Source organism: Cohnella kolymensis, assembly GCF_000829465.1.
Lineage (GTDB): Bacteria > Bacillota > Bacilli > Paenibacillales > Paenibacillaceae > Cohnella > Cohnella kolymensis.
Genome location: NZ_JXAL01000022.1, coordinates 90635 through 114742, shown reverse-complemented (window position 1 = coordinate 114742; position 24108 = coordinate 90635). Strand labels below are relative to the sequence as shown.

Sequence of the window (24108 nt, the reverse complement as noted above, 5' to 3'; positions counted from 1 at the left end):
GTCGCAAAATCACATCATTTACATAGGGATCGGAATTGACCTGGTTACAGTGATATAGAAGACGAGTCTAACTGAACTGTCGGTTACTAACGAGTTCTAATTGTCATTGTTCACTGTTCCTATTGGCTGTTTGATGCCTTTTTCTAAAAGCCATGTAGATAGCCGCTCAAAAGCTTCCTTCTCCCCATCTACCATTTTGTATTTCTTCTTATCGCTTACAATAAAGCTCTTTTCGTTAATATCTAAATCATAATCGTGTAGTTCACCGTCACGGTCGCGATAGAAAATCATCATCATAAACGCTTTACCATCATTTCTTATGTTTCTGCTTCCAAATGATCTCGTATACGAAACGGACTCAAATATACTCATCATTTGGTGAAGCTCTGTATTTTTGTCGTTGAATTCGATCAAGTAAAAATTCGTTTCACCTCCATCGAGGTAACTAAAATAGATTCTTTCTATTTGAGTTGAGTGTGGAATGACGCTTTTAGCGGATAAGTGAACAGAATAATACCTAGTCGATACAGAGACTGCTAAGAGAACGACTACAAGTGCAATTATTTTCTTCTTCCATTCGCTTTTTATTATCACTTCATTCGAATCTGCCGGTTTGTTATCCACTTAACGTACCTCTACCTTTGCTTTCTTGTAGATCGTTGCGCCGATGGCGAATGCTACCGCACCCCACACGGCGAGCACTCCGATAGCCAGCCAGAATTCTAATGAGGCTATCCCGCTGCCGTAAACCATTCCATCCCGCATCACGTTGACGAAATAGGTGAGAGGCATCGCTTGCGTAACAGGCTGCAGCCACTCCGGCAAAGTGTTGGTCGCGAAGAACACGCCGCTTAGGAACATCATGAGGAAGCTCGCGATATTGGCAAGCCCCATGTAAGCTTCCATCGACTTGCTGAATGAAGAGAACAAGTAGCCGATCGCGTTAAAGGCAAGCGACCCGACGAAAAAGGCGACGAGCAGAGTCGGAAGGCTGAGATGCAGATTCGCGCCGAATCCGAACACGCCGACTAGTGTAAGGATCACAATCTGGACCAAACCAAGCACGAACCGCACCATCATGCTGCCCAATCCGAACAGTCCCATTTTCACAGGAGTCATCTGCAGTCTTTTCAGCAGCCCTTTACGACGCATTTCCACCAGATCAACCAGGCCGAACAGGCCGCCTTGCGCAAGAGATAAGGCAATCATCCCGGTCAGAAGGAAATCCACGTAACTCAAATCTTCGGCACCGTCGGATACGGATCTCATCTCCATCTGGAAAGCAGGCTGCGCCCCGGCCACTGCCAGCTTGTCAAGAATGCCGGACACCGCCAGCGTAGTCGTGTTGCGTTCATTCTCCGTATTGACGATCAGCTTCACAGATTTCGCATCTTCCGTTTCCGGCAGCACGATACTGCGTCAACGTCTTTGTCTTTGATCCAAGTATCCGCTTGCTCCGCGCTTACCGGCTGTTCCGACTTCCATTCGAACACCGGCACTTGGCGAAGCTGGTCCTCCAGCATGTTGGAAGTTGCATTCTGCTGCGTCTCGACGACTGCGATGGAAGCTTTAAAGTTGTCGCTGCCTCCGCCGCCGAAAATAATCATGAATAATACCATTAAGATGACCGGGAAAAAGATATTCCAGAACCATACTTGTTTCTCGCGGAACATCATTTTGATGCTGGCTCCGAATAATTTTGCGAATTGTTTGCTGTTGCTCACGTCAGTCCCTCCATTCCTTGCCCGTGAAGGCGATGAACACGTCTTCCAGGCTCAACTCGCGGATGGACACCTGTTCCACTCGATATCCCCGCTCTTTGGTAAAGCCGAACAAGCCATATAACGTTTCCTCCGGTTGGATCGACCACAGCTTCAACGTCGCTCCATCACGCTCGGTCCGTACGACGGTCGGCTGGTTCTGCACAACCCACTCCGTATCTTTCGCCGCCTGTTCGCCGTCGAGGAAGGAAAGTCTCACTTCCCGCTCCTTCGTCAGCCGGTCGATCAACGCCGCAGGCGTATCCAGCGTGATGATTCGGCCTTGGTCGACGATACACACGCGATCGCTCAATTTCTCGGCTTCTTCCATGTAATGCGTGGTCAGAATCGTCGTTTTGCCGAGCTCTTTCAGCTTAAGGATAATATCCCATATGTTGCGGCGGGCTTGCGGATCTAGTCCCGTCGTCGGCTCATCCAGAAAAATGACCTCCGGATCGCTGATCATCGCCAGCCCGATCGCGAGCCGCTGCTTTTGACCGCCCGAGAGGGATTTGACTCTTTTGCCGCGGTGGTCAGTCAGGTTGATCATCTCGAGTATCTCGGCCGCCGGCTTCGGCTTCGGATAGAATGATGCGAACAAATCGAGATTTTCCTCAACTGTAAGCAAGTCAAACATCGCGCCGGACTGAGGCTGGACGCCGATTTTGTATTTGATTTCTTCCGTATTCTTCGCCCACACCAATCCATCGATCGTAATCGTACCGGAATCCGGCTTCTGCAAGCCTTCGATCATTTCTAATGTCGTTGTTTTGCCGGCGCCGTTCGGGCCGATAATCGTGAACACCTCGCCCGCTTCCACAGCGAAGCTGATGTCTTCGACGGCCGTTACGGATCCGAACGTCTTGCGCAAGCCTTTGACTTCCAAGAGGGACATCTTGTTCTCTCCTTCTTTTTCCAGTTCTTTGAACATTTACATTGTAACTGAGTCTGTCAAGAGGGCACTACGGTCTGCGGCATGCTTTTGGAATCGGTCTGGGGGCGGAGAAACAATCTATGAAAAATGCTGTTCCAATGTAATATGCTATTGTGTGTCGGCTATGGTTAGCTTATAATATAATCGAATTGTTGTTCTTTATTAAGAACATTTATTTGTAATTTGTTCTATATAGGAGGCTTGATAGCAACCGAGCTTATACATACCGCGACATTGATGTAATGGTTCAAATCATTATCTACGAGGTGATAAGGTTGAAGAAAGGTTTTGCATTATTATTAGCTATCACGCTCATTATGGGTGTATTCACTGTTTCAGCATCTGCTGCGACGCAGGCAAGAGGTGCCGAATTTTATGATCATTCCTTGATTGAGTTAGTCGCCGGCAACACACAAATTGGAGCTGTCAGAGTGAGTAATGACGACTCAAATCTTATTATAAGAACTTATCTCTGGTCCAATTTAACCAAAATGGTGGAGTATCACCTTGCAGTGGGGAATGATGTATCCCGTTTTCCAATCCATCCGGGGGACACTCCGCAAAACGGACAACTTGCAGTCAGCAAGTACTTCACATCGAATACCTTGGAAACAACAGATCAGTTAAGTTACGAGAATTTAGATCCCAATTTGACCGTGCTCACCGTACATGCCGTGATTCAAAATGCAAACGGTGAGTTGGTGAATGCTTGGGGCAGAGGGGTTCCGCTTACCGGGTCAAACTGGGAGGGATATTTTGAATATGTGAAGCGGTTTCCAACGGCTGACACAACGCCTCCACAGGCGGTGATTTCCGTTGATCAACCGGTGCTCACCACGCCGAATCATCGCATGGTACCCATTCATGTAACGATCAACGCGTCCGATGACTCGGGTAAAGAAGTTGCGGTGCAATTAAAATCAATTAACAGCAACGAACCCGATCGTGGGTTAGGATTTTTCGATCAGCCTAATGACATTCAAGAAGCACAATTCGGCACGAACGATACGGCATTCAATTTACGCGCAGAAAGCTCAATCAAAGGGCAAGGCCGTGTATATACGATTACATATTCGCTCACTGATGCGGCAGGAAACACCTCAGACGTAAGCACAACCGTAAAAGTGCCTGCAATTGATTTGGTACAGCTTAGAGAAAGATTAAGAGATGAAGCAGTACGGATCTGTGAATTGCTGCGGAAATACGGCTTCTTCGGGAAAGTAAATGTCGAATTGAAAATCGAGCAGTATATTAACAATTACATCCAAAACAAGATTTACGCAACTTATGGCGAATAATTGACCTTGTACCCGAATGCCGCCTCTACGTATGTACGAGGGGGCATTCGTTATGTAAGGTTGCGGGAGGAACTTCTTTGCGGGAGATACTGATGGAAATTTTCCTATTCATTCGGCCGTATGTATTTATTGCATTGGGGTGGATGGAAATCAAATATCTGGGCATCGTGTTGTCACTGATACTGGTCGCATGTATTTTCGTGACTCTGTTTCTTACTGTGTGCGCTATTTTAAAGATCTGTACTTCTATCGTCAGGAAACTGTATTAATTGAGGAATGTGCGAGAGCAGGAGAGGGACAATGCGCGGAGTGTTTGGGGATCCCCATCGGTTATAGCCTATGATGCTTCTGCAAAAGAAAGTTGCAGGTATCCGACGGGGAGATTTCGATCATTCCTATTGACCGAACATACTCAAATAGCGTTTCGCAAGCTCGGGGTGCTTTCTCGCATATTCTAGTAGACTTGGATTATTCCTCGCGCGTTCTACCAAATCCGGACGGTTTTTGGCGATTTCCGCCAACTGGGGGTTGTTTTTCAATTGCTCTGCAAATTCCGGATTGTTTTGGATAACATCTGCTATTTGCGGATCGCTATTCGGAGTGTCGGCGGACTCCGTTGGCCGTACCGCAGTTGGAGATTCAAAGGTTGGCATGATACCGAAATTCCAAACCGTACTGGCTATTATAATGGTAAGAATGATCGCTGACACCTTACGCACGTTCACCCGCTCCACCCCCTGTTTTGCCCATCTCAGGCGGCAGATCCTCTACTTCGAACGGCCGCCGCTCGTCCTCCTGCTAGTAAAAAAAAACCAGAACCCACCATGGAGGAGCTTATTTCTTAATAAGCTTTGTTTCGTTGTACCATTTGAGAAATTCAACTAATATCTTATATTGATGGATCTGTTGTTTATCGATGCCTGTCTCGATCAGTGCAGCCATAAAATCAAACCATTCTTTATCAAACGGCAGTTTGATCTCATTATCTGTCGTGACTTTAAGTAAAGTCTTGAGATCCACCTTTAATACGAAAGCAATCTTCTCCATAACTTGAATAGAGGGATTCTGTTTCAGATTTCTTTCAATATTGCTTAGGTAGGACTTGGAAATACCGGTTCGCTCTGAAAGATCCGATAGTGTCAGTCCCCTTTCTTTTCGGATTCTATATATATTATGGCCAATCATAATTTATCCCACCTCACCTCACCCCGCCGAAACACGATTGGCAAGATTGCTTAGTCCACTCAACCTCCCTACTCCCCCTCTAGGCTCTTGTCATACCGAGGTCTTACTTAGGAGGTCATCAAGAGATGTACATATTTGTGACCATTGGCGCTAGAAAAGCTAAGCTTTATTATCTTAAGGTTCTGCGCCGGTATAACTACATTCTGTATAATGATTGCGTTGACAGGAAAATGAGAGAACAGTTATTTCAGAAGATAATGTCTCACGAGAGAAACATCCGTAAAATTGAAAATAAATAAAGGAGCCGCTGTTACGGCTCCCTCGGGTCAATTAATTCTTTTGCCAGGGACTCCGAATATCGAGATACCTGGCGGTACGGTTCTTATGGCGACGCTGCCGGCGCCGATCTTGGTATAATCCTTCGCCTTCACACTTGGCGTCACCACCGCATGGCTTCCGAGAAAAACGCCTATTCCAAGCTCGGTAAACCCGGTAACATCCGCATGGGCGTTAATCGTGCACCCATCTCCGATCCGTACATCATGTCCAATCGTAACGGCCAGGTTTACCAGTACGAAGCTGCCCATCCGGATATCACAGGTTAAAACTGCTCTGGGACAAATCACGCATCCACGGCCGAATTTCACATTTTTTCCGATTATCGCCGTCGGATGAATAAGACTAGTAAACTTGGCTCCCCGCCTTTCAAGTGATTCGCCGATGGATAGTTTACTTCTCGGTTCCGCTATGGCCATGACAAGCTGATCATTCGGCTCTGGCTGGTAATCCCCAATAGTTCCTAGAATAGGGAGTTCGTAATCGTAACCTTGCAGATCATCCAATCTGTCACTAAGAAATCCCGCCGGCTCCCATGCTTCTTGGTATCCGCTAAAATCGGGAAGCCAGCTGTATATCATTCGTGCCAACCCGCCAGCGCCCACAATAATTAATCGCTTCGTGAAAAGTGTCTCTTCTGTCATGGAGTGGTAGATACTCCAGCGTGGCTGGCTGTCTTTGCTTCAATCAATTTCAGCAATTCTCCCAAGGTCTTGCAGTGACGAAGATCTCTATACTCCAGAGAAAGGCCGAAATGCTCATCGATCATGGCAACGACGGAAACATGAGCCAAGGAATCCCAATTTTCATTTTCCTCCAGCACGTATGTATCATTAAATTCTGAAGGTTCAACCTCCAATAAATCTGTTAATTCTGCAATAAAATCGTGCTCTCGCATGTCTAATCATCCTCTTCTCATTTTTTTGAATCTGCCGTTATGCATCCAATCGTCAACCAGCACCAATTTCTGCGGAATTTTGTACGCGGGCATCTTGTCTCTGCAAAATTGAAGCATACGTTTACGGAAATCGCTGAGACTTTCATCCGTTGAAAGTTTAACCGACGCTTTAACCATCTGACCGGTAATCGGATTCGGCTCACTGCTCACGGCGACTTCCTGGACACCCTCCATCTGCTGCAGCACACTCTCGACTTCTGCTGGGTATACCTTTTCCCCGCCGACATTGATCATCTCCGAGGCCCTTCCCAGAATCCTCAAATATTCCCCGTCGACTTCCACTTCGTCGTGAGTCATGAACCAGCCATCTTCTGTGTATGGCGACGCGGCATTCAAATAGCCGAGCATGGCCGACTCCGCTTTAATTTCGAGCAATCCGTTTCTAACCCTTGTTTGGAAGCCTTCACCACCAATCTTCACCCAAAGCGAATCGGAAGATTTCGACTTAGAGCGCAAGATTCCGACTTCCGACAGACCATAAGTTTGCAGGAGGCGAATATCCGGAAATAAGCTGTAGAATTTCTGCAGAGTCGCTTCAGGCATGACTTCAGTGCCATACGTAACCAACTCCAAGCTGCTTAGGTCATACCTCTTGTAAGCTTCACTGAGCATGATGAGATTGATAAATGTCGGCGATGTCGGCAAAGTTTGAACTCTGAATTTCTCAATGGCTGCACATACGGCATCCGGCGATCTATCTTGCACGGTAATAAGTGTTCCGCCATTGGACAAAGCATAGAGCAGTGTATTCAGTCCGCCTATATGATCAAATAGCAGAAACGCCATCATCCGCTTAGCATGCCGTGCAACTTTAAACTTTTCCAATAGAGGAACCAAATCATGTACCGCTGCCTTGCTCTTTCCTGTCGAGCCGGAGGAAAAGAGGATTATTCCCGGATGGCCCTTTGCTTTAAGATAAGTCAAAAGCCGGTGATCCGCCTTTCGAGCCTGACTAACGAATATGACCTTATCTTCCGAATCTAAGGAGATGATATATTCGGCTTCCGCGATGTCACAGAACTCTTCCTTTTTGTCCATAACAGCGGAACTTAGCATGGCGATCACGCAATTGCGTTCAATCAAAGCCAACAGCAGCGCCACAGATGACGGGGAGAAGTCCGCTTCTAAAGCGACAACGCTGCCTGGAGGCAGCTGCAGCTGGCTTAGTGTCGTTTGCCAGCTTTCCACCAGCTCGTTCATTTTCCTATAAGAGTAGGATTTGCCTTGCCATATTAGAGCTTCTTGCTCCGAATGTCTGACGAAATGATCCATCATAAAATCGATAAACATTATACCCCTCCGAGAAATAAGGTTTGACCGGTAATAAACGAGCTTTCTTGTTTGAGGAAAAAGTCTATGACATTGGCGACATCCTCCACGTTGCCGTATCTTGGAATAGCCTGTCTCTTGATCAGCTCCTGCAGCTTTTGTTCGGGAACGGATCGAATCAAATCCGTCTCAATGGGCGTCGGCCCGATCGTATTTACGGTTATGCCGAAAGGAGCCAACTCACGGGCAATAACTTCTGTAAAAGTAATGACCGCTGCTTTGGACGCCGCATAAATGGCCTCACCTTCAAGCTTTAATGGAGCTGCGACGGTAGAGAAATTAACAATCCGGCCATAGCCGCTTTTTTGCATCAATTTGGCGGCCTCCCGGCAAAAGAGAAAAGTGCCGATTACGTTCGTGTTCAGGACATTTTGGACGGTTGATAGGGGAGTCAGCAGGAAATGATTCATTGAAGCAATTCCTGCATTGTTGATTAGATGATCGAGTCTCCCGTACTTTTTCTTGATGGATGAAAACATCGCCTTAACTGCGCTCTCATCCGCCACGTCAGCTTGAAAGTGCTCATACCCCTCAACACGCCAATCCGGCTCCGTGCGGCTGCATCCGATGACTAGATGTCCCTTATCAATGTAATGCTCCGCCAGATATTTGCCGATCCCTTTGCGCGTTCCTGTAATTAATGTGACGGGCTCTCGCACACCTGTGTCTCCTCCTGCATGAGTTTGCATATGTAATCAATGACAGTGCCGGCTGTACGGAAGGGGCTCGTTCTTTGCGACACTGCCTTCTCATCTGCCAGTATGAGGGAAACTCCCAATTCGTCTTCCAGCGTCTGCTCAATAGATACCACCAGAGAAACCAAACCCAGCGAATCCAGCACTCCCTGTTTTCCGAACAAAGGAATATCCTCCGCCAGCTCCAGAGGAATTTGTTTTCCGTACGTTTCATTAAAATCATTGATCGCATTCAGCACAATAGCTGAAACCTTCTCTCGCATGTCCGTACACCTCAACTTTTTTTCTTTAAGTTTCATCTCCGTATTAAACTTCAACTGGATCTAAAATGACAGTTGAAGAGAGTTCAAAGGCGCAAGACGCCCAGGATAATCCGACACCGAATCCGCACATCACCACTTTATCCAGACGCTCTTCCTCCGCTAGAATGGAGTGCTTAATGGAAAGCATTAACGGGATCGAGGCTGGTCCTGTATTCCCGACCGACTCGACTGCAATCGGCACTGCGCTTTTGTTCAGCTTCATCTTCTTCCGTAAGTAGTCGAGCATGAATCGATTTGCCTGATGCAATGCAAAACTACCGACCTCTTCCTTGTTCCAGCCGGCGCTTTCCAGCAGCTCGTCAATCATCGGAGGAACCTCTCGCAAAGCGAAGGACATGACCTCCATCCCATTCATGCGAAGCGTCTCTTCGCTGCGGATATTCCCGTCCTCAGCTTCATATGGAGCCGATGTCTCCAGACTACGAGCCTTGCGTGAACCGCCGGCAGGGATCATGAGATGCTCTGCGCCGGATCCGTCCGTTCTAATATTGAAATGCGCCGTTCCCGCTCCTCGCTCAACAAGCGTAGCGCTGCCTCCATCGCCGAAAACCATCCGCACGGAGCGGTCGCCACTGTGTACGAGTCTGGTTGAAACGTCACCGGCACAAAGCAGCACCCGGCTGCAGCCCCCTGAAGCGATCATCATGCTGCCTGGTATAAACCGTAGACGTAACCGGAACAGCCATGATGCATATCAAACGCGACTGCAGTGATGGGCAGCCCTAGTCGATGCTGAAGTAATGAACTGGTGGAAGGCAGGATGTAATCCGGAGTCTGCGAAACGAAAACAATGCCGTCGATTGTCCAGGGTCCGACATCCAATTCGGTGAGCAAACGCTTTGCGGCAGCTGCACATAAATCCGATGTGCACTGATCTGTCCCGGCAACCCGAACTTTGGCAATTCCCGTGCTGGCGATAATGCGCTTGACTTCTTCCTCTCCGAAAAGTTCGCCGAGTGAATCAAGGTCCAAACTCTCCCGAGGAATGCCTGCCGCAATCCCTTTGATACTGATATTGTCGAATCTCGCTTTCATCTGTATCACCTGTCTACCCTATTTTTGTTCTTTATATAGAACATTATAATGTATTTAAGTTCTTTGTAAAGAAATTTTGGCTATTCAGTTTGATATATATGAAGCTTGTTGGGACATTGACATATTTGTTTTTGCGGCTTTTTTGGCAGTTTTAACCGTTTCATAACCCCACATGATCCAGATCAACACAAAAGCTAAAAATACTGCATATACGAAACTGCTTAACTCCGAGTAAGGGATAGGCAACATCTCGACAGGGATCTTGATCAGCGTTATCCTGAGCAGTTCAGAGAGTACGAATGCAACAAGCGAGTTTCTGCCAACAACTCTTACGAAAGCATCCAGAGAACGTCCTTTGATTTTGGAATAAGTGAAATAAATGAGGTAGATACCGATTGGCGCCAAATAGACCATGCCGAGAAGCTTGCCGAAAGTGTACGGAAATTTGGTGATATCGTGTCTGAACCAAATGAGCTGCACAAATAGCGCCAACGCGCCGGTTATCACTAACGGAAGCTTTTTAATTCTGCTGATATGTAACTTTTTCACTTTATACAAATGCCCCAAAACTAGACCTGTAACGAAAAACAATTGCCATTGCAACAGGAGCAAAACGGTCTGCGTCACAAAAAAACTGTGTACGATGGGAGCTTCGGACAGCGTATATACGAGGGTGCTGCCAAAAAAAAGGACCGTCGAAGCGACCAGTGTCGGAACCCTGAATCTGCGATATAAATAAAGAATAATGGGCAGTAATATAAACATTAATCCGTAAAAACGCAAAATGTTGATAGCAGTAGGATCCTCGTTCATAATAAGAACATTTAACAGCGTATCCAGCACATGGCTGATTGAAGGGTCTATAGCATACGCCTTCAGGGCTGCTTCAGGCAGGGCGATTATATAAAAAGCCAATAAAATTTTTAAACCTCTCTTCAACAGAGAACTATCTTTGTTTCTATGCAGATAGATCATCCCCACCATAAATCCGGCTAATCCGACGAACAATTCTGCGAGGGGATTCGAATAGACCGCATAATCGAAATTACCGGGGAAGGATTTGTAGAAGTGAAAAATGAAAACGGTGATCATCAGAACGCTTCTGAAAAAATCAAAAATGAATTCGCGATTGGACGTAATCGTGCTTTCCTTGCTCATCTTTTCACCTCTGCCTCGGTGTGAGTTCGCATTGGCTCGATCCAGTTCTCTGTCTCCAAATATTCAATAACACTATGCGCACATTGTCGTACCTGGTACCGCTCCGTATCTACAGTCAGCTCCGGGTTTGCCGGCACCTCATAAGGCGCCGATATGCCTGTAAATTCCGGAATCCTGCCCGCTCTTGCCAGTTGATACATTCCTTTCGGATCGCGCCGTTCACATTCGAACAAAGAACATCTGACGTATAACTCGATGAAGTCTTCCGATTCGAAGCGCTGCCTGGCGAGCTGCCGGCCCGCTTCATATGGTGATATAAGCGGCGCCAATACGACAAAGCCGGCTTCCACAAACAGCGATGCCGCTTCGGAAGTACGCCGGATATTTTCCAAACGGTCTTGCTCGCTGAATCCCAGATCTTGATTCAAACCGCTTCTCAATCTGTCACCATCCAGAATGCGGCATCGAACATTTCGCTCAAAGAGCATTTCCTCCAACTCGACCGCCAATGTGGTTTTGCCTGAACCCGAAAGTCCCGTAAACCAGACGACGCCGGCCCGGTGTCCGTTTCTTTTCTCCCAATCCGTTCGAGTAATGGTCATGGGTCCCCTCCTTTCAAGTACAATTTCATGATACTGTGTCAGACGGCAGACTCAGTTCCATCTGGCTGCCAATCAGACTGCTGAACAGTCCTCTTTTTTCCTGAGCCAATTGATAGAAGCCGCCGGTTTGCACGATCTTCCCTTGGTCCAGCACCACAACCTGATCAGCGTCTCTTATGGTAGATACACGGTGAGCAATGACGATAATCGTCATCGTCTGTTTCAACTTGGCTAATGTTTCTTGAATAACGGATTCGTTCTCCGTATCTAGCGCGCTGGTCGCTTCATCCAATACCAGAATCGAGGGTCTTCGCAGAATCGCTCTAGCAAGCACCAAACGCTGCCGTTCCCCGCCGGAAAGTCTTACTCCACGGTCCCCAATCAATGTATCCAGCCCCTGAGGCAGACGGTTAACAAACTCCGATGCGGAGGCTAAAGACAGTGCATCCCATATCCGCATCTCACTTGCATCCGGTTCAAACATAAGCATGTTCTCTCTTATGCTCGCGTTGAACAGGAACGGATCTTGCGGCACATAGCCGATCGAACTTCTAAGCGACAGCAGATTTTCGGTTGTAAGCGGCTTTCCGTCAATCAGTATATGTCCTTTTTCCGGTTGCATAAGTCCCATCAAAATATCGATTAATGTGCTTTTACCCACCCCCGAGCGGCCTACGATTGCGGTCAGACGGTTCGCGGGTATATATAAATTGATTTGTTCCAATGTGAAAGCCGATTCACTGCGGGTATACCGAAAATAGACGTCGCGGCATTCCAACCCTTCACGCATCCGTAAACGCTCTTCATTGTCACTGCTGTTATCTGCCTCATGTAATTCTTTGGCGTTGTTAGCTTCGTTCATTATTTGCATGTATGACTCGAATGCCGGAATCGTAGAAGAGAGTTGCTCCATACTCGACTCGATACCGGTTATCCTTGGCCACAATCTGGAAAAAATGATCGTGATCAATAGTAATTGAGGCAGTTCAGCTTTAAATAATTGCAGCGACAAAAAAAATATATCCCGCAATGAGCAGAACGGAACTAATCTTGTAGTAAAACTGGGAGGCGGTTTTTAGTTTTGCATATTCGGTCTGTTCGATCACGAGACGATGCGTGAGAACACTGAACCAACTCAGGCTGGAACGCTCCATCATGTTGCTTTTAATGTCTTTAATTCCGTTTAATTGATCGGTGATTCCGGCTAAATATTGCTTTCCCAACTCGGATGTCTGACTTCCAAGTCTTTTAGCCTTCTTGATAAATCTTCTGGCAAAAATAGTAAGGATCAATCCGCACAGCAACACGAAAATGGTCATCTTTAAAGATAGCCAAAGCGCAATGGCAATTTGAATCAAAGTAAAAATAAACGAGGATAGAAGCTGTAAGAACGTGTTGATGCCGGCAGCGATACGCGCTAATTCCGAGGTCAACAAGTGGACAAAATCGGATCGCCGCCTAGTCAGAAAGAAATCCCATTTGGCTTGCAACAAAGCTCTATATGTGTCCGTTCTTATGACTCTGAAAAATCCTTGCTGTATTTTCACATTTTGGACGATCAAATAGTTTTGCAGAAGATTTTGTCCGATGATTAACACAACATATACGCAGATGATAAGCGCCACGCCCATCGAACCTGAGAGCATGTTCAGCCATTGATCCAACCAGGGGATGACGGACGTAACGCCTTCACTCATAATGCCGCTCATAGACAAAATAGGGATAAGCATGAGAACGCCTGCGCCTTCCAGCAAACTGATCAACACCGTCCCCATAAGGTTCAGGTATAACACTTTGCCCGCAAAGGAATACAACCTTTTGACGAAATATAGAATAGGTTTCAATCGCGTGGTACCCCCAGGCTAAGCGTATTTGCTCATTTTTCTCCAAGCCCACAAGAAAGGCCGTAGTGGAAAATATAAAAAATGAAGCATTTTGGGTAAATATAAAATCTCAATATCTTTAGGGTAAGGGTGTAAGAAGCTGATAATGAATAACATTTTTTGCTGAGCCGACATCAAGGAGAACAAGTGACGCTTATGGTATAATGCGACGTCGGCGGGCAGCAGCTTAGTATGGAGGTTTACCATCTGCCGTAAATAAAACAAAGCGTCCTGCGCGAGCTTCGCGGGACGGCATCCAAAAGTTAATCTTTTCATCTGTGGGTTCAATGGAGTGCTCAGTAAGTCCGAAGCCAGTACGAACGCTTGCCCGAGGAGATGAGCGCAGCGATACTTGCTGAGCAATAAGCTTAACCTGTTCCAATCGAGACTTTGCCTAGCAATCCGATCGATATCCCCGAGCCAATGAAGGCGTGACCAGCCGTGGCGCGCCCCATGTGCGGCGAGGAATAATAACAAATCTTCCGTTCCCAAATAATGAATAGGATTTCCGGTATGATGGCTTATCCGGCTTCTCTCCCACAGCTCGTGGAAGGTCGGTTCTTTGCCCGGACCCGGACTTAATCTCCAGTGCAGCTCAACCTTTATCTCCTTGTCAGGGTGATAAAAAGTGGTGTGATGATGCCGCCATTTCCAGTCGTTCATTACCGATTGGATGTATTCGTCTTTCACATAACCGAGCTTTCGAAGCGTCCCCTCTGCCGCTACCAACCGATGAATCGGAACTAACACATCTAAATCTCCGGACGTACGCAGGGAAACATCGCCATAGAGCTCCACCGCGAGGACAGGGCCCTTCATATGAAGTGTCGGGATGTTCTGTTCGGATAATTCAGAGTTAACGCGGTCCATTTCCGCGCTCAATTGCAGCATCCGAAACGTATTATGCCAATACTCTTGCTTCAGGGCGCGAATGACTTGCGGCGGAATCCCATGCTGCTCTATTCTCATGAGTCTGCTGTAGAGGACCGGATATACCCGATGGTGCCTGGCCAATTGCAGAAACCGATCCCAATTCATGTCCGCTATCCATTTTTTATCATGCGCCGGAACTCCTTCATCATCGTGCCTGTTCAGGCATGCAAGCATCAAACGCAGCTCCTTAGGGAGCTGAAGACAATCTAATGCGACCGGCTTCTGCATTGTCTTCACCTTTTATCTTTCTATGTAATTCGTTTGGCAAATTTGCCGACAACCGTGAACCGATGCATTCCTTCCATTCCTGTGACACAAAAAGAGCCGCTTCGAAGCCAGGCATGCGCGATCATACGTCCTTGTTCATCTCTGGCGGCTCCCAAATAAAGAGTGCTTTCAATGCGGCGCCTCTCGAGCATCTTTAAAGCGGCAATCGCTTTTACCAGACACTTGCTTTCCCACATCGTGTGATTGCTGACGATCCCGATCGCGTTATGCACTTGGATCAAAGCCGGCTGAATTGTATTTGGAATGGTATGCGGCGTTTCCTGTGTGGAAGCTCCGAGTGTTGCAGCCACTTTAGAGAATGGCATAACGACCAGCAGCAGTCGCGCCCATCCCAAAAAAAAAAATGCCTCCACAAATAGAAGCATCGTCGCCCGCTCCAGAGACAGAAACTTTTTCACCTTAATCACTTTGTGTCCCTGCCTGAATGAGCCGTTCTTGTAACAATAGCTCTAAAAAATCCGTAATTTGTTCTTCGCAAATCCCGGCATCCACTTCATATTCGCCGAGCAACGCTTCGATTAATTCTTTTTTTTGTTATAGGCGTTTCCATAAGCTCCCATACCCGGCCGCCGACCATACCCAAATTATAATATTTACCGTTACGTACGCTAAGCATCACTTTCTCATCACCCATATTGCTTACAATGTGGCCCTTTGCTTGTACCAGCCGATCATTCGTTGCTATACCTTGAAATTTCATAATTATTATCTCCCTTTAACTTGAACAAAATGGAGTCTGCCATGCGGCTTGCCGTAAATCCCGCAGTTGGCCGGCATATTTGAAGAACCTGGACTTGATCGGCCAAATTCGAAGTGACCCGAAAGTGCCAATCCATCAGTCCGTAATGCGGTATTAGAAAATTGCAGTATGTATGAAGGAATAAGGTTTGCAGCTTTGCCAGACCCTCGATTGCGCTTACCTCGATCCCGTTGTTGTTTGTTTTTACTAGTACAAAAATCCCGGCTAGCGGCATGGGTTCCGGCTGGAATTTAGACGCGACAGGCACCGTAAATTTGGTTTCCCGTTGGAATATCGGGCGATAGTGGCCTGCGGTCATGCCAAAGAGCTCTAAGCTTTCCTGCCATAGCTTCTGCTGAGGATAGGCTGGTGTAACATAAGGTATGTTCTCATCCTGAGAAAAAGGCACGGCGACCACATCGTCGGTCAGAAGTTGATAGCCTCTATTCAAAAAAGCGGAAGCTAGAGTTGATTTCCCTGCGCCGGATTCACCGATGAAAGCATAGGCCTTCCCGTCAATAGCTACTGCACTGCCATGCAGCGGCAATATTCTTCTTTGTATGAGAATGGCGCCTAAGCATGTGCCCAGCACATACAGCCGGACCTGATCCGGATCTGCGCCCTTCATGGGCGAAACAATAATTTTTTTGCCTTCATGTACCGAGAAGATAGCCGTATTTTCAATTTTAAAGAGAATGAATTTTTTTTTGATGATGAAATTGCCTGTTTTCACGGCAAAAATGGACCAAATCGTGGTCAAATCAGCGTGTTCTATCATAATGTCGGCTTGATTATCCGGAACACTCATTTGGGGCAATTCCGGTAAAGGAATTTCGCTCAATATGTTCATTCCGAAAGCCTTGTAAATCACTTTACTTGCTGTTTTCAGCATCCGATTCACCCCAAATGAGAGAAAGTTTAGCTAGCAGATATAGCCCTTATACAGATACTCATGTATAAGGGCCGCAATCAAGGCAGGACAAGCACTCAGCTATGGTGTCCCGGAATCGTTATAACTACGTCAATTCCTTCATCCGGGTCGTGAACCGTCATCGTATCCGCAATTACTCTCCCGGGACCTGCCATTGTCATAGAGACATCCAGAATTTCCAATAACGGTTTTTGCCATATTTTTTTCATGTGATCACCTCCTCTCCAAGTTTTTGACGAATCGGTACACGATTAAGCTGCGCGTGAGCAATTTAAATTCGGGGAGGAAGGCATACTCCGGACGTGGTTCTTTCCCGAGTTTCCCCATCGCTGCTGTGACTGCCGGTATATGTATGAATTCTGCAATTAACGGATCGGCTGCCAGCCGATCAAGTTCATCTATAAATGCCGGCCAAGAACGGGCCATACGATGAATGACATCGGCGCCCTGCACACCGCGTATATGCTGATTCAGCCTTACTTTGTCAGGGAGCAGGTTTCGTGTTGCCCGTCGTACGAGCGCCCGGTCATAGCCGTTCTGTACATACTGTTCCTCCGGTACCGCCAAACAGAAGCGAATGACACGCAAATCATTCGTTGGATCGCGATCCCATAAAGCATAACGCAGCGATAATTTTGTCCCCAATGTCCCGTTTTTGTTCCAGAAATATAACTGTTCAAATTGATTTTTCCTGACCTCGTACGCGCTCTCAACTGTTGTCCCGCCGGCATCCATACGATGATCTTGCAGTTTGGAATAGACGTTCGTTGCTGCTGCAAATGCGGGATTAATGAACGCCGGGAACTCATTGCGAGCAGCGGCCGGGAACAGAAGAGAACGGCCGACTGCGGCCTTTTTGGCTACAACGGTCAGCACCTTGCTTTTGCGAGCGCCCAAATGACTACTGAATAGACTCAATTCTTGATAAAGACGAATCCATTTCAGCCGTTTCAATAGATTGGCATAGTACTCCCATGCGGAACCCCATGAAATGGTAAAGTTCCCTCTAGCTCCGTTTAACAGCAGCCCTACTCCATGCTGATTAGCTCTTTGATAAATGCCTCTCATCCAAAATGAATTCTCAAAAAACTTGTACGGCATCTCCATGATCTCAAGAAAATCATTAACTTCATCGAGAGGGTTCGTTCGCTCAAAATCCAGATAATGATCCGAAATATTGCCGACATGCCGGACTGTAGATTGGATGTAGGGCCTTTCATCCGGCAGCAAGGAACGCGATGTCCAATCTTCGAAATCATTCTCCGGAACATAACTGTACGTATACAAAAGTTTATTTTGCTCTCGCAATGCCGGCGCCGCAAAGCTTACTACAGAACCCGAATCCAATCCTCCGCTAAGGTGAGCGCCAACATTCCGATTCGTGCGCAGCCTAGCGCTCACGGCGGTTTCGAATACTTCCCGGAACGCTTCCTCATATTCTTCGTCGGATTTTAACTTCAGAGGCTCCCCTGCTGCCAATCTGCAGTACCTGGAAAGCGTCACTTTACCGCCCGTAACAGTGATCGAGTGTGACGGAGGAAGCTGCCCGATGCTGTCATAGACAGTTGAAGCCGTATCGACGGCTTCAACCATGCCTGGGATGGCCAGAAATTCGGCGAGCCATTCCTCATTCAACCGCTTCTTGACAGACGGCAATGTAAAAAGCGGTTGAATAAGGGTGCAAAAGGCAAATCGGGTTTGATTATGATGAAAATACAGCGTTCGCGCGCCCGAAAAATCTCTTGCCCCAAACAGCAGCCTGTTTCTTTCATCCCAAATCATAAAGGCGAAATCACCGATCAAATATTGCGGAGCCTCTCTCCCCCACTTACGATAAGCAAGCAAAATCAACTCGCTATCCGTCATCCGCTTTCGTTCGGGGTGCTGCACCTGTAATCTTTCAAATAAATCTTCACGATTATCAAGGATGGCATCGGCTGTTATGGCCAGCCGGCTTTCGTTATCGTAACGGGGCAGGAGCTCGCCATCCGACTCGGGTGAAATCCATTGCGAATGACAGCCGAGGAAGATGCCGTCCCCTCTCCACGTACGAATATCATCGGCCGGATAATGACGTAATGCATCCATTAAACAGCTGCCGTACAGGAGATCGACAGGTTCGTCATTCAGCTGATAAAAACCGGCAATTGCACTCATCTGCCCCTCCCGCTGTTCAACAAGTGCTTGGAAGCCCACTGGGTGAGTCGGGTACCGAAAGGAATCATCGATTTAACCCGATCGATTTTGCTTCTCATTTGGGACAGCTGGCTCTTTAACCGATTTTGATCGATGTAGCTCTTTTCAAGTCTTCTCTCAAGGGCCTGTAACGTGATTTGCATTTGCATAAGTTCGGAATTTGTATTTGCATGAAAGTTCTCAATAGAGAACCCAGGGGTGTGTTGAACATCCGTTCTCATCTGATAGCCAGGCTCCCATCGACACCCCGTCAATTCCTGCAACTGTTTCTCACGCGACTGTATGAACTCGTAATTCGGTTCGGCATCGAATCGCGCTCCCGTCCAGTTTTCCGCTTCCTGTATTTGCTCGCTGTAACCCAGTTTATGAAATAGATCAGCTCCGATTACACGGCAATACATTTCGACTTCCCGCTTATCCAGTATGTCTTTCCAATTGTTTATCGATCGTTCGTGAGGTTTGGAGTCAGCGAATAGAAACGGATCACCTACACCCATGCTGGTATACATGCTCCCCTTCGGTGTCTCCAGAATGTCCCCATAATGATCCAAACCGTCTTCATAATCGATCCCTAAGAAGCCGCATAGCTTCTCCATTTCTTGCTGCGGCCGGGCAGCTAGCCCCTCATAGTACAGCCGATAGGTATTAGGGTTGTCTCCGGAAAAATAATGATAGTAACGCAGTAACCCTGCCGTAACATCTGTCATGTTAATGTTGAACTTGGAGTCACATAAATCTTCACCGATATGAAATCGGGTATGGTTGTGGCTATTGGCTTTTTTGTAGGAGGCAATGATGGACAAGGGATTGCGAAGCAGCCATATTCTCTGCGACTGAGGAAAAAGTTTGTCTAAAAACTCCAGCAAATAATAGTACCGCGGCGATTTATCCAACGCGATCTGCGCGCCGGCCGTTTGAAGCAATTCATTGTAGGTCTGCACAGCAAACGCTCTGCAGGCCCGTTCGTACATATCGTCCGTTAGCATGCCGTTATAAAACCGGTCCAGAATGATGGCACCGCCATAGGCGCGAGGCTGTACCTTACGCAGGTCATACAAGCTCATCAGAAACCACATCTCCTGCGCGGCGTAAACCTTGCTATGTTTTTGCAGCAGCGTAGCGGCAAGTGAGCTTCCGCTTCGTGGAACGCAGAGCATAAAAACGAGGTTTCTGCCGCTGCTATCGATCAAAGTGACTCCTCCAGTTCGGATGGAACTCTAAACGAGTTTTTGATCGTCCGGATAACTCTATCTTGCTGAGATTCAGTCAGACTTGAACCGGACGGTAAACATAGCCCCGATGTAAATAACTCCTCGGATACGCTCCTGTTTGCCTCGTGGGCATAATACCGGACACCTTCGAATAAAGGCTGCAGATGAAGCGGCTTCCAAACCGGCCGGGCTTCGATATTTGCCGCAATCATCGCTTGCAGCAGATTTTTCGATGAGATTCCCGCTGCGGTTTCTTCAACAGTCAAGGTTGTGAGCCAGCGATTGGATCGGGTCTCTTTCAATTCCGGCATAAATTGAATCCCAGGCAGACCGGAAAGTTGCTGCCAATATCGTTCAAACACGGCTCTTCTTTCATTTATCCGGTCATTCAGCACTTCTAACTGTCCCAAGCCGATGCCGGCGAGCACATTGCTTAAGCGGTAGTTATAGCCGATCACGCTATGTTGATAATGAGGCGCGGGATCGCGTGCTTGCGCTGCCAGAAACCGTGCGTGCGCCAACGCTTCCTCATCATCGGAGATCAGCATGCCCCCGCCGGAAGTTGTAATAATTTTGTTGCCGTTAAATGAATACACTCCGAATTTGCCCATTGTACCGCTGGCCTTGCCTTTGTAGCTCGAACCTAAAGATTCTGCCGCATCCTCTATCACAGGCACGGAATATTCATTGCATAAAGCCATAATTTCATCCATCTTTGTGCTCTGCCCATACAGGTGAACAACAAGAACCGCCTTCGGGAGATCTCCTTCTTTGTATGCATGCTCTAAGGCCTTCTTCAAAGCAGCCGGCGACATGTTCCACGTTTCCGGCTCGGAATCGATGAAAACCGGGCTTGCGCCTTGATATATAATGGGGTTCGCACTGGCCACAAAAGTAAGTGTCGAACAGAAAACTGTGTCCCCAGATCCAACACTAAGCAGGCGTAAAGCCAAGTGAATGGCGGCAGTGCCCGAGCTGACCGCAACGGCGCCGCGCACTCCCGCATAAGCCGCAATTTCCTTTTCGAATCGGTCGACATTGGGGCCTAACGGAGCGATCCAATTGGAATCAAAAGCTTGTTTCACATATTTGAATTCATTGCCGCTCAGGTGGGGCGGAGAGAGATAGATACGATGCGTAGAGTTTGACACGGGCATTACGCTCCTCCAGTTAAATGAAACACGGTGATTTCCGGTCTGCAAAACAAGCGCACAGGCGCATTGCTTGTACCGATACCTCTGTTAACATACACGGGCATCTGTCTTTCGCCGACATAGTACAATCCATCCACATACTTTCGAGCCAGCTCCGGTGTCATGATCGGTCCAACGAATGGAATGCGAATCTGCCCCCCATGAGAATGTCCGGAAAATTGAGCTGCAATCGGGTGTTTCGTGTAGAAATCTGCGGCATCGGGCTCGTGTACCAGCAACAAAACACAATCGTCATCGGACAACCCGGCAACTGACTTTTGAATGTCAGGAGTTCCAAATAGAAGATCATCAACCCCGGCAACCACGAGGTATTGGTCATTAGATGGAACAATACCATGCTCATTTTCTAATACCGTGAAATCGGAATTTCGTAAGGCGCTAACGACCTTGTGCTTGGTAACGTTATCATGGTTACCGGTAACGGCCCATTTACCGCCTCGCGCATTCATCTGCCGAAGCAAAGGGATCATTCGCTCGGTTTGTTCATACCCTCTCTGCACCAAGTCCCCGGTAAAAAAAAAGAATGTCAGGCTCTAATTCATTGATAATCTTAACAAGACGACCCAATTCCTTAATTCCAAAATGAAAACCATAGTGAACATCACTGAATTGAACAATTTTCCAACCGTTAAATGAGATTGGCAGATTACGCAGTGTAAGGTTAACCTCGTTAATCTGATACCAGAATCGTTCCGCAAATACAGGATAGGCACCAACCAGCATGCCCGCCCCGAATAAAGCCAGTGATTTCTTCAAAAATGTACGACGCGACACTACAATTGGTTCACTCATCCTTTTCTCTCCTTGTTGCGAGTGCCTTAAGGGGATACTGTGTTATATTGCTGCTCGATCGGCCTCTTTGGATTAAAATCGCCAAAACGAATTTTCTTTCGCATCGGTTCTTCATACATAAGATAAATGACAGAGCTCAACAGAATGGAGCCCGTCAGAGTGACTAGGTGCTGTACCATACTGCCAAAGCCGAGCAACCCCACATAATTGACCACCAAGTAATGAACCATGTAGAAGGAGAAATTGATCTCTCCCAAAAATACAAACCTGCTGTTGGACAGTAACCGGGATATCATTCCGCCTTGAAACGCAAATATTAAGATTAAACAGCACCAGATCGGTATATAGTACACGCTAAAGCGAAGGGCTTGTGCAACCAAAGGCGACAGGAGCAGCGATATGAAAAATATCGCCAAGATAATCAGCTCGCACGAAATACGGAATGGCTAACACCAATGTCAACAAATGCACGGGATAAATCTTGGCTATTCTAGCGATGTAGAACCTTTTGATGCTTGGCATCTTAAATGCCGTGAATTGTGAATGGTAATTATAGAACAAAATAAACCCGGATAGTACAAAGAAGAAGGAAACCCCGACATAGCCGAATTGATAATCATGAAACACGGTCACACTGTGAGAGAGATAGACCATTAGAGCTGCGAAAAATCGTAATGAAGTTAATGAATAGAGCTTCGACAGGGTTACACCCCCACATTCTGCTTCTTCAATTGCTCGTAAACTTTTCGCAGGTCGGAAATCGGGCTTTTGATGAATCGTTTGAACCGCCATTTCAAATAGTTTTCGCTGCGGAAGTAGTGTCCATCAACGGCTACACACCAGCAATGATCTTTAATTTTGAGCTGGTCGATGTGGTGCATTCCGTCTTTTCTCCAATCGGCATCAATCTCCGAGCCTCGAATGATGGTGTTCAATTCTCGCTCCTCATATTCAGTTCTGGAAAGCCTTGTTATTTCGAATACTCTTACTTGTGTTCCATAATAAGGTAAGCTGTCTTGGGCATATCGGTACACCCCATGACTGCCTGCGATCACTCTGCCCGCCGGTCTGGTAATATGGAAATTGCTGACGATCATTGGGCTGCTGGGGTGCTCTGTCCACCGTCCGTTAATTGAATCCGAGAAAAATAAGTGTAAATTGCCTCCGGCTGTCCCTGCCAGCATCCACCACGTTCGGTCATATTCAAATACACTGGCGTCTAAGTAACTTCCCTCGATCAGTTCATGCGAAACTACCCAATCGTATGGGAAGTTTGTCGCTTTGTATAACAATACTCGTCCCGCTTCCGTAGATTCGGGTAACATAAAAATATCGCCTTCGGTTTCGACTATATAGGGATAAGATAGATGGTAGCTTTCTCTCAGTACGATTCTGTCATAATGCCATTCTTTGCCGTCATTACTAATCGCCAGCCCGATTACTCCCTTGCCGGTCGATCGATCAAGAACCTCGAAAAAAAGATAATATTTAGACTTATGAAACATCATAAACGGATCGGCAACAAACTCCGCTTCAACGTCCGTTACATCGGAGGCTTGCAGGCTTGGGCTAGCAAGGACTTTGGCATCCGGCTCTTCAGTTAGAATCATCGGAGACTCAAATACTTTTATTGCCCAAATCGCCAGATTCACTGTCCTTTTGGTCACACTAAGCACGATAAACGCCCTCTTATCCTTAAGTATGTAAACCCGTAAACCTCTCCATCGTTTCATGACCGGCTTGGCTGATCCCTTCAGATCTGAACACTTTGATCACTGTTAGCAGCAGGATCTTCATGTCCAGAAAAAAGGTTCTATTTTCGATGTACCATATGTCCAAATCGAGCTTTTCCTGCCAGCTGATTGCATTTCTTCCTCTTACTTGCGCCAGTCCCGTAATCCCCGGTCGGACCTTATGCCGTTTAGCCTGTTCCTCGCTATACAAAGGTAAATACTCCATAAGCAGCGGTCGGGGCCCCACAAAACTCATATCTCCCTTTAGTACGTTGTACAGCTGCGGCAATTCATCCAAGCTCAGCTTGCGAAGCCATCTTCCGAAGGATGTTAATCTCAACCCATCCGGCAGCAGCTCCCCATGATCATCCTTTAAGTCCGTCATCGTTCGGAATTTATAAAGCATGAACGGGCGACCGTGGAGTCCAGGACGTAGTTGTTTAAAGAACACCGGGTTGCCGAGTTTTAAACGAACCAATAACGCTGTTGCGAATATAATGAGACCAAAAAAAATAAGCCCAAAGGCCGCAAATATTCCGTCAAATATTCTTTTCAATTTTCTCACCCGCCCGTTT

Annotated in this window: 32 protein-coding genes and 1 pseudogene; 2 read left to right on the top strand and 31 right to left on the bottom strand. The window is 47.1% G+C overall.

What is annotated here, in order from left to right:
* Positions 1–96: 96 nt before the first annotated feature.
* From SD71_RS14090 to SD71_RS14080, 4 genes are read right to left on the bottom strand one after another with little or no spacing between them, the layout of a single operon-like run.
* Entirely contained in the window at positions 97–624 is a 528-nt protein-coding gene (locus SD71_RS14090) for a hypothetical protein (protein ID WP_041064308.1), read from the bottom strand.
* The gene (locus SD71_RS14085) at positions 625–1410 is read right to left on the bottom strand and encodes an ABC transporter permease (RefSeq protein WP_235427120.1); all 786 of its coding nucleotides are present in this window, start codon (positions 1408–1410) and stop codon (positions 625–627) included.
* A complete protein-coding gene (locus tag SD71_RS25030; protein WP_235427119.1) occupies positions 1377–1724 on the bottom strand; it encodes an ABC transporter permease in 348 nt (115 codons plus the stop codon). Before SD71_RS25030 ends, SD71_RS14085 begins: the two co-directional genes overlap by 34 nt.
* Position 1725: 1 nt before the next feature.
* Entirely contained in the window at positions 1726–2655 is a 930-nt protein-coding gene (locus SD71_RS14080; RefSeq protein ID WP_041064305.1) for an ABC transporter ATP-binding protein, read from the bottom strand.
* A 314-nt stretch (positions 2656–2969) separates the two neighbouring features.
* Here SD71_RS14080 and SD71_RS14075 point away from each other — a divergent pair, with 314 nt between their 5' ends.
* Together SD71_RS14075 and SD71_RS14070 are read left to right on the top strand one after the other, a co-directional pair.
* Positions 2970–3992: a DUF5011/hyalin repeat domain-containing protein gene (locus SD71_RS14075; protein WP_041064303.1), complete on the top strand. Its 1023-nt coding sequence runs from the start codon at positions 2970–2972 to the stop codon at positions 3990–3992.
* 77 nt (positions 3993–4069) lie between these two features.
* Positions 4070–4261 (top strand): hypothetical protein, encoded by a 192-nt coding sequence (locus tag SD71_RS14070; RefSeq protein ID WP_041064299.1) that lies wholly within the window; start codon positions 4070–4072, stop codon positions 4259–4261.
* A gap of 126 nt (positions 4262–4387) precedes the next feature.
* Here the strand turns inward: SD71_RS14070 and SD71_RS14065 are convergent, their stop codons facing one another.
* The 27 genes and pseudogenes from SD71_RS14065 to SD71_RS13955 all read right to left on the bottom strand — a co-directional run bounded on the left by SD71_RS14065 (position 4388) and on the right by SD71_RS13955 (position 24089).
* Positions 4388–4717: a hypothetical protein gene (locus SD71_RS14065; protein ID WP_041064297.1), complete on the bottom strand. Its 330-nt coding sequence runs from the start codon at positions 4715–4717 to the stop codon at positions 4388–4390.
* A gap of 109 nt (positions 4718–4826) precedes the next feature.
* On the bottom strand, positions 4827–5177 hold the full coding sequence (locus SD71_RS14060) for a helix-turn-helix domain-containing protein (protein WP_041064294.1): 351 nt from the start codon (positions 5175–5177) through the stop codon (positions 4827–4829).
* A 326-nt stretch (positions 5178–5503) separates the two neighbouring features.
* Complete coding sequence (locus SD71_RS14055; protein WP_041064290.1) at positions 5504–6157, bottom strand: acetyltransferase; 654 nt, start codon at positions 6155–6157, stop codon at positions 5504–5506.
* Entirely contained in the window at positions 6154–6411 is a 258-nt protein-coding gene (locus tag SD71_RS14050; RefSeq protein ID WP_041064288.1) for an acyl carrier protein, read from the bottom strand. Before SD71_RS14050 ends, SD71_RS14055 begins: the two co-directional genes overlap by 4 nt.
* 6 nt (positions 6412–6417) lie before the next feature.
* Positions 6418–7761 carry a class I adenylate-forming enzyme family protein gene (locus tag SD71_RS14045; RefSeq protein ID WP_041064286.1) on the bottom strand — a complete coding sequence of 448 codons (1344 nt, stop codon included), beginning with the start codon at positions 7759–7761 and terminating at the stop codon, positions 6418–6420.
* Positions 7761–8459: an SDR family NAD(P)-dependent oxidoreductase gene (locus SD71_RS14040; protein ID WP_041064283.1), complete on the bottom strand. Its 699-nt coding sequence runs from the start codon at positions 8457–8459 to the stop codon at positions 7761–7763. Before SD71_RS14040 ends, SD71_RS14045 begins: the two co-directional genes overlap by 1 nt.
* Complete coding sequence (locus SD71_RS14035; RefSeq protein ID WP_041064280.1) at positions 8438–8758, bottom strand: hypothetical protein; 321 nt, start codon at positions 8756–8758, stop codon at positions 8438–8440. The genes SD71_RS14040 and SD71_RS14035 overlap by 22 nt, the downstream gene beginning before the upstream one ends.
* A gap of 43 nt (positions 8759–8801) precedes the next feature.
* The gene (locus SD71_RS22355) at positions 8802–9464 is read right to left on the bottom strand and encodes a 3-oxoacyl-ACP synthase III family protein (protein WP_082034253.1); all 663 of its coding nucleotides are present in this window, start codon (positions 9462–9464) and stop codon (positions 8802–8804) included.
* Positions 9461–9853, bottom strand: a complete 393-nt coding sequence (locus SD71_RS22350; RefSeq protein ID WP_052476266.1) for a beta-ketoacyl-[acyl-carrier-protein] synthase family protein — start codon at positions 9851–9853, stop codon at positions 9461–9463. The genes SD71_RS22355 and SD71_RS22350 overlap by 4 nt, the downstream gene beginning before the upstream one ends.
* A gap of 84 nt (positions 9854–9937) precedes the next feature.
* The gene (gene opgC, locus SD71_RS14025) at positions 9938–11011 is read right to left on the bottom strand and encodes an OpgC domain-containing protein (RefSeq protein ID WP_041064277.1); all 1074 of its coding nucleotides are present in this window, start codon (positions 11009–11011) and stop codon (positions 9938–9940) included.
* Positions 11008–11613, bottom strand: a complete 606-nt coding sequence (gene cysC, locus SD71_RS14020) for an adenylyl-sulfate kinase (protein WP_052476265.1) — start codon at positions 11611–11613, stop codon at positions 11008–11010. Before cysC ends, opgC begins: the two co-directional genes overlap by 4 nt.
* A gap of 25 nt (positions 11614–11638) precedes the next feature.
* Positions 11639–13457 (bottom strand): annotated as a pseudogene (locus SD71_RS14015) (ABC transporter ATP-binding protein).
* A gap of 18 nt (positions 13458–13475) precedes the next feature.
* Positions 13476–14657, bottom strand: coding sequence for a nucleotidyltransferase domain-containing protein (locus tag SD71_RS14010; RefSeq protein WP_041064274.1), 1182 nt, complete (start codon positions 14655–14657; stop codon positions 13476–13478).
* Between the two features lie 20 nt (positions 14658–14677).
* A complete protein-coding gene (locus tag SD71_RS14005; protein ID WP_041064271.1) occupies positions 14678–15124 on the bottom strand; it encodes a lasso peptide biosynthesis B2 protein in 447 nt (148 codons plus the stop codon).
* The gene (locus tag SD71_RS26260) at positions 15117–15209 is read right to left on the bottom strand and encodes a hypothetical protein (protein WP_407637551.1); all 93 of its coding nucleotides are present in this window, start codon (positions 15207–15209) and stop codon (positions 15117–15119) included. Before SD71_RS26260 ends, SD71_RS14005 begins: the two co-directional genes overlap by 8 nt.
* 1 nt (position 15210) lies before the next feature.
* Positions 15211–15417, bottom strand: coding sequence for a lasso peptide biosynthesis PqqD family chaperone (locus tag SD71_RS14000; protein WP_407637550.1), 207 nt, complete (start codon positions 15415–15417; stop codon positions 15211–15213).
* Positions 15389–16348: a phosphoenolpyruvate carboxykinase (ATP) gene (locus SD71_RS13995; RefSeq protein ID WP_041064268.1), complete on the bottom strand. Its 960-nt coding sequence runs from the start codon at positions 16346–16348 to the stop codon at positions 15389–15391. The genes SD71_RS14000 and SD71_RS13995 overlap by 29 nt, the downstream gene beginning before the upstream one ends.
* A gap of 95 nt (positions 16349–16443) precedes the next feature.
* A complete protein-coding gene (locus SD71_RS23665) occupies positions 16444–16596 on the bottom strand; it encodes a paeninodin family lasso peptide (protein WP_152619470.1) in 153 nt (50 codons plus the stop codon).
* Positions 16597–16600: 4 nt separating this feature from the next.
* Positions 16601–18544 carry an asparagine synthase-related protein gene (locus SD71_RS13990; protein WP_041064265.1) on the bottom strand — a complete coding sequence of 648 codons (1944 nt, stop codon included), beginning with the start codon at positions 18542–18544 and terminating at the stop codon, positions 16601–16603.
* Positions 18541–19773: a sulfotransferase family protein gene (locus tag SD71_RS13985; RefSeq protein WP_052476264.1), complete on the bottom strand. Its 1233-nt coding sequence runs from the start codon at positions 19771–19773 to the stop codon at positions 18541–18543. Before SD71_RS13985 ends, SD71_RS13990 begins: the two co-directional genes overlap by 4 nt.
* Positions 19770–20951: a DegT/DnrJ/EryC1/StrS family aminotransferase gene (locus tag SD71_RS13980; RefSeq protein ID WP_041064262.1), complete on the bottom strand. Its 1182-nt coding sequence runs from the start codon at positions 20949–20951 to the stop codon at positions 19770–19772. The genes SD71_RS13985 and SD71_RS13980 overlap by 4 nt, the downstream gene beginning before the upstream one ends.
* The gene (locus tag SD71_RS22345) at positions 20951–21508 is read right to left on the bottom strand and encodes a metallophosphoesterase (RefSeq protein WP_161793397.1); all 558 of its coding nucleotides are present in this window, start codon (positions 21506–21508) and stop codon (positions 20951–20953) included. Before SD71_RS22345 ends, SD71_RS13980 begins: the two co-directional genes overlap by 1 nt.
* A complete protein-coding gene (locus SD71_RS22340; RefSeq protein WP_052476262.1) occupies positions 21492–21800 on the bottom strand; it encodes a twin-arginine translocation signal domain-containing protein in 309 nt (102 codons plus the stop codon). Before SD71_RS22340 ends, SD71_RS22345 begins: the two co-directional genes overlap by 17 nt.
* Positions 21801–21826: 26 nt before the next feature.
* Positions 21827–22057 (bottom strand): hypothetical protein, encoded by a 231-nt coding sequence (locus tag SD71_RS25025; RefSeq protein ID WP_041064259.1) that lies wholly within the window; start codon positions 22055–22057, stop codon positions 21827–21829.
* 97 nt (positions 22058–22154) lie between these two features.
* On the bottom strand, positions 22155–22454 hold the full coding sequence (locus SD71_RS25020) for an acyltransferase family protein (RefSeq protein ID WP_041064256.1): 300 nt from the start codon (positions 22452–22454) through the stop codon (positions 22155–22157).
* Positions 22455–22504: 50 nt separating this feature from the next.
* Positions 22505–23533 carry a glucosamine inositolphosphorylceramide transferase family protein gene (locus tag SD71_RS13960; protein ID WP_152619469.1) on the bottom strand — a complete coding sequence of 343 codons (1029 nt, stop codon included), beginning with the start codon at positions 23531–23533 and terminating at the stop codon, positions 22505–22507.
* Entirely contained in the window at positions 23496–24089 is a 594-nt protein-coding gene (locus SD71_RS13955) for a sugar transferase (protein WP_041064253.1), read from the bottom strand. The genes SD71_RS13960 and SD71_RS13955 overlap by 38 nt, the downstream gene beginning before the upstream one ends.
* Positions 24090–24108 lie beyond the last annotated feature (19 nt).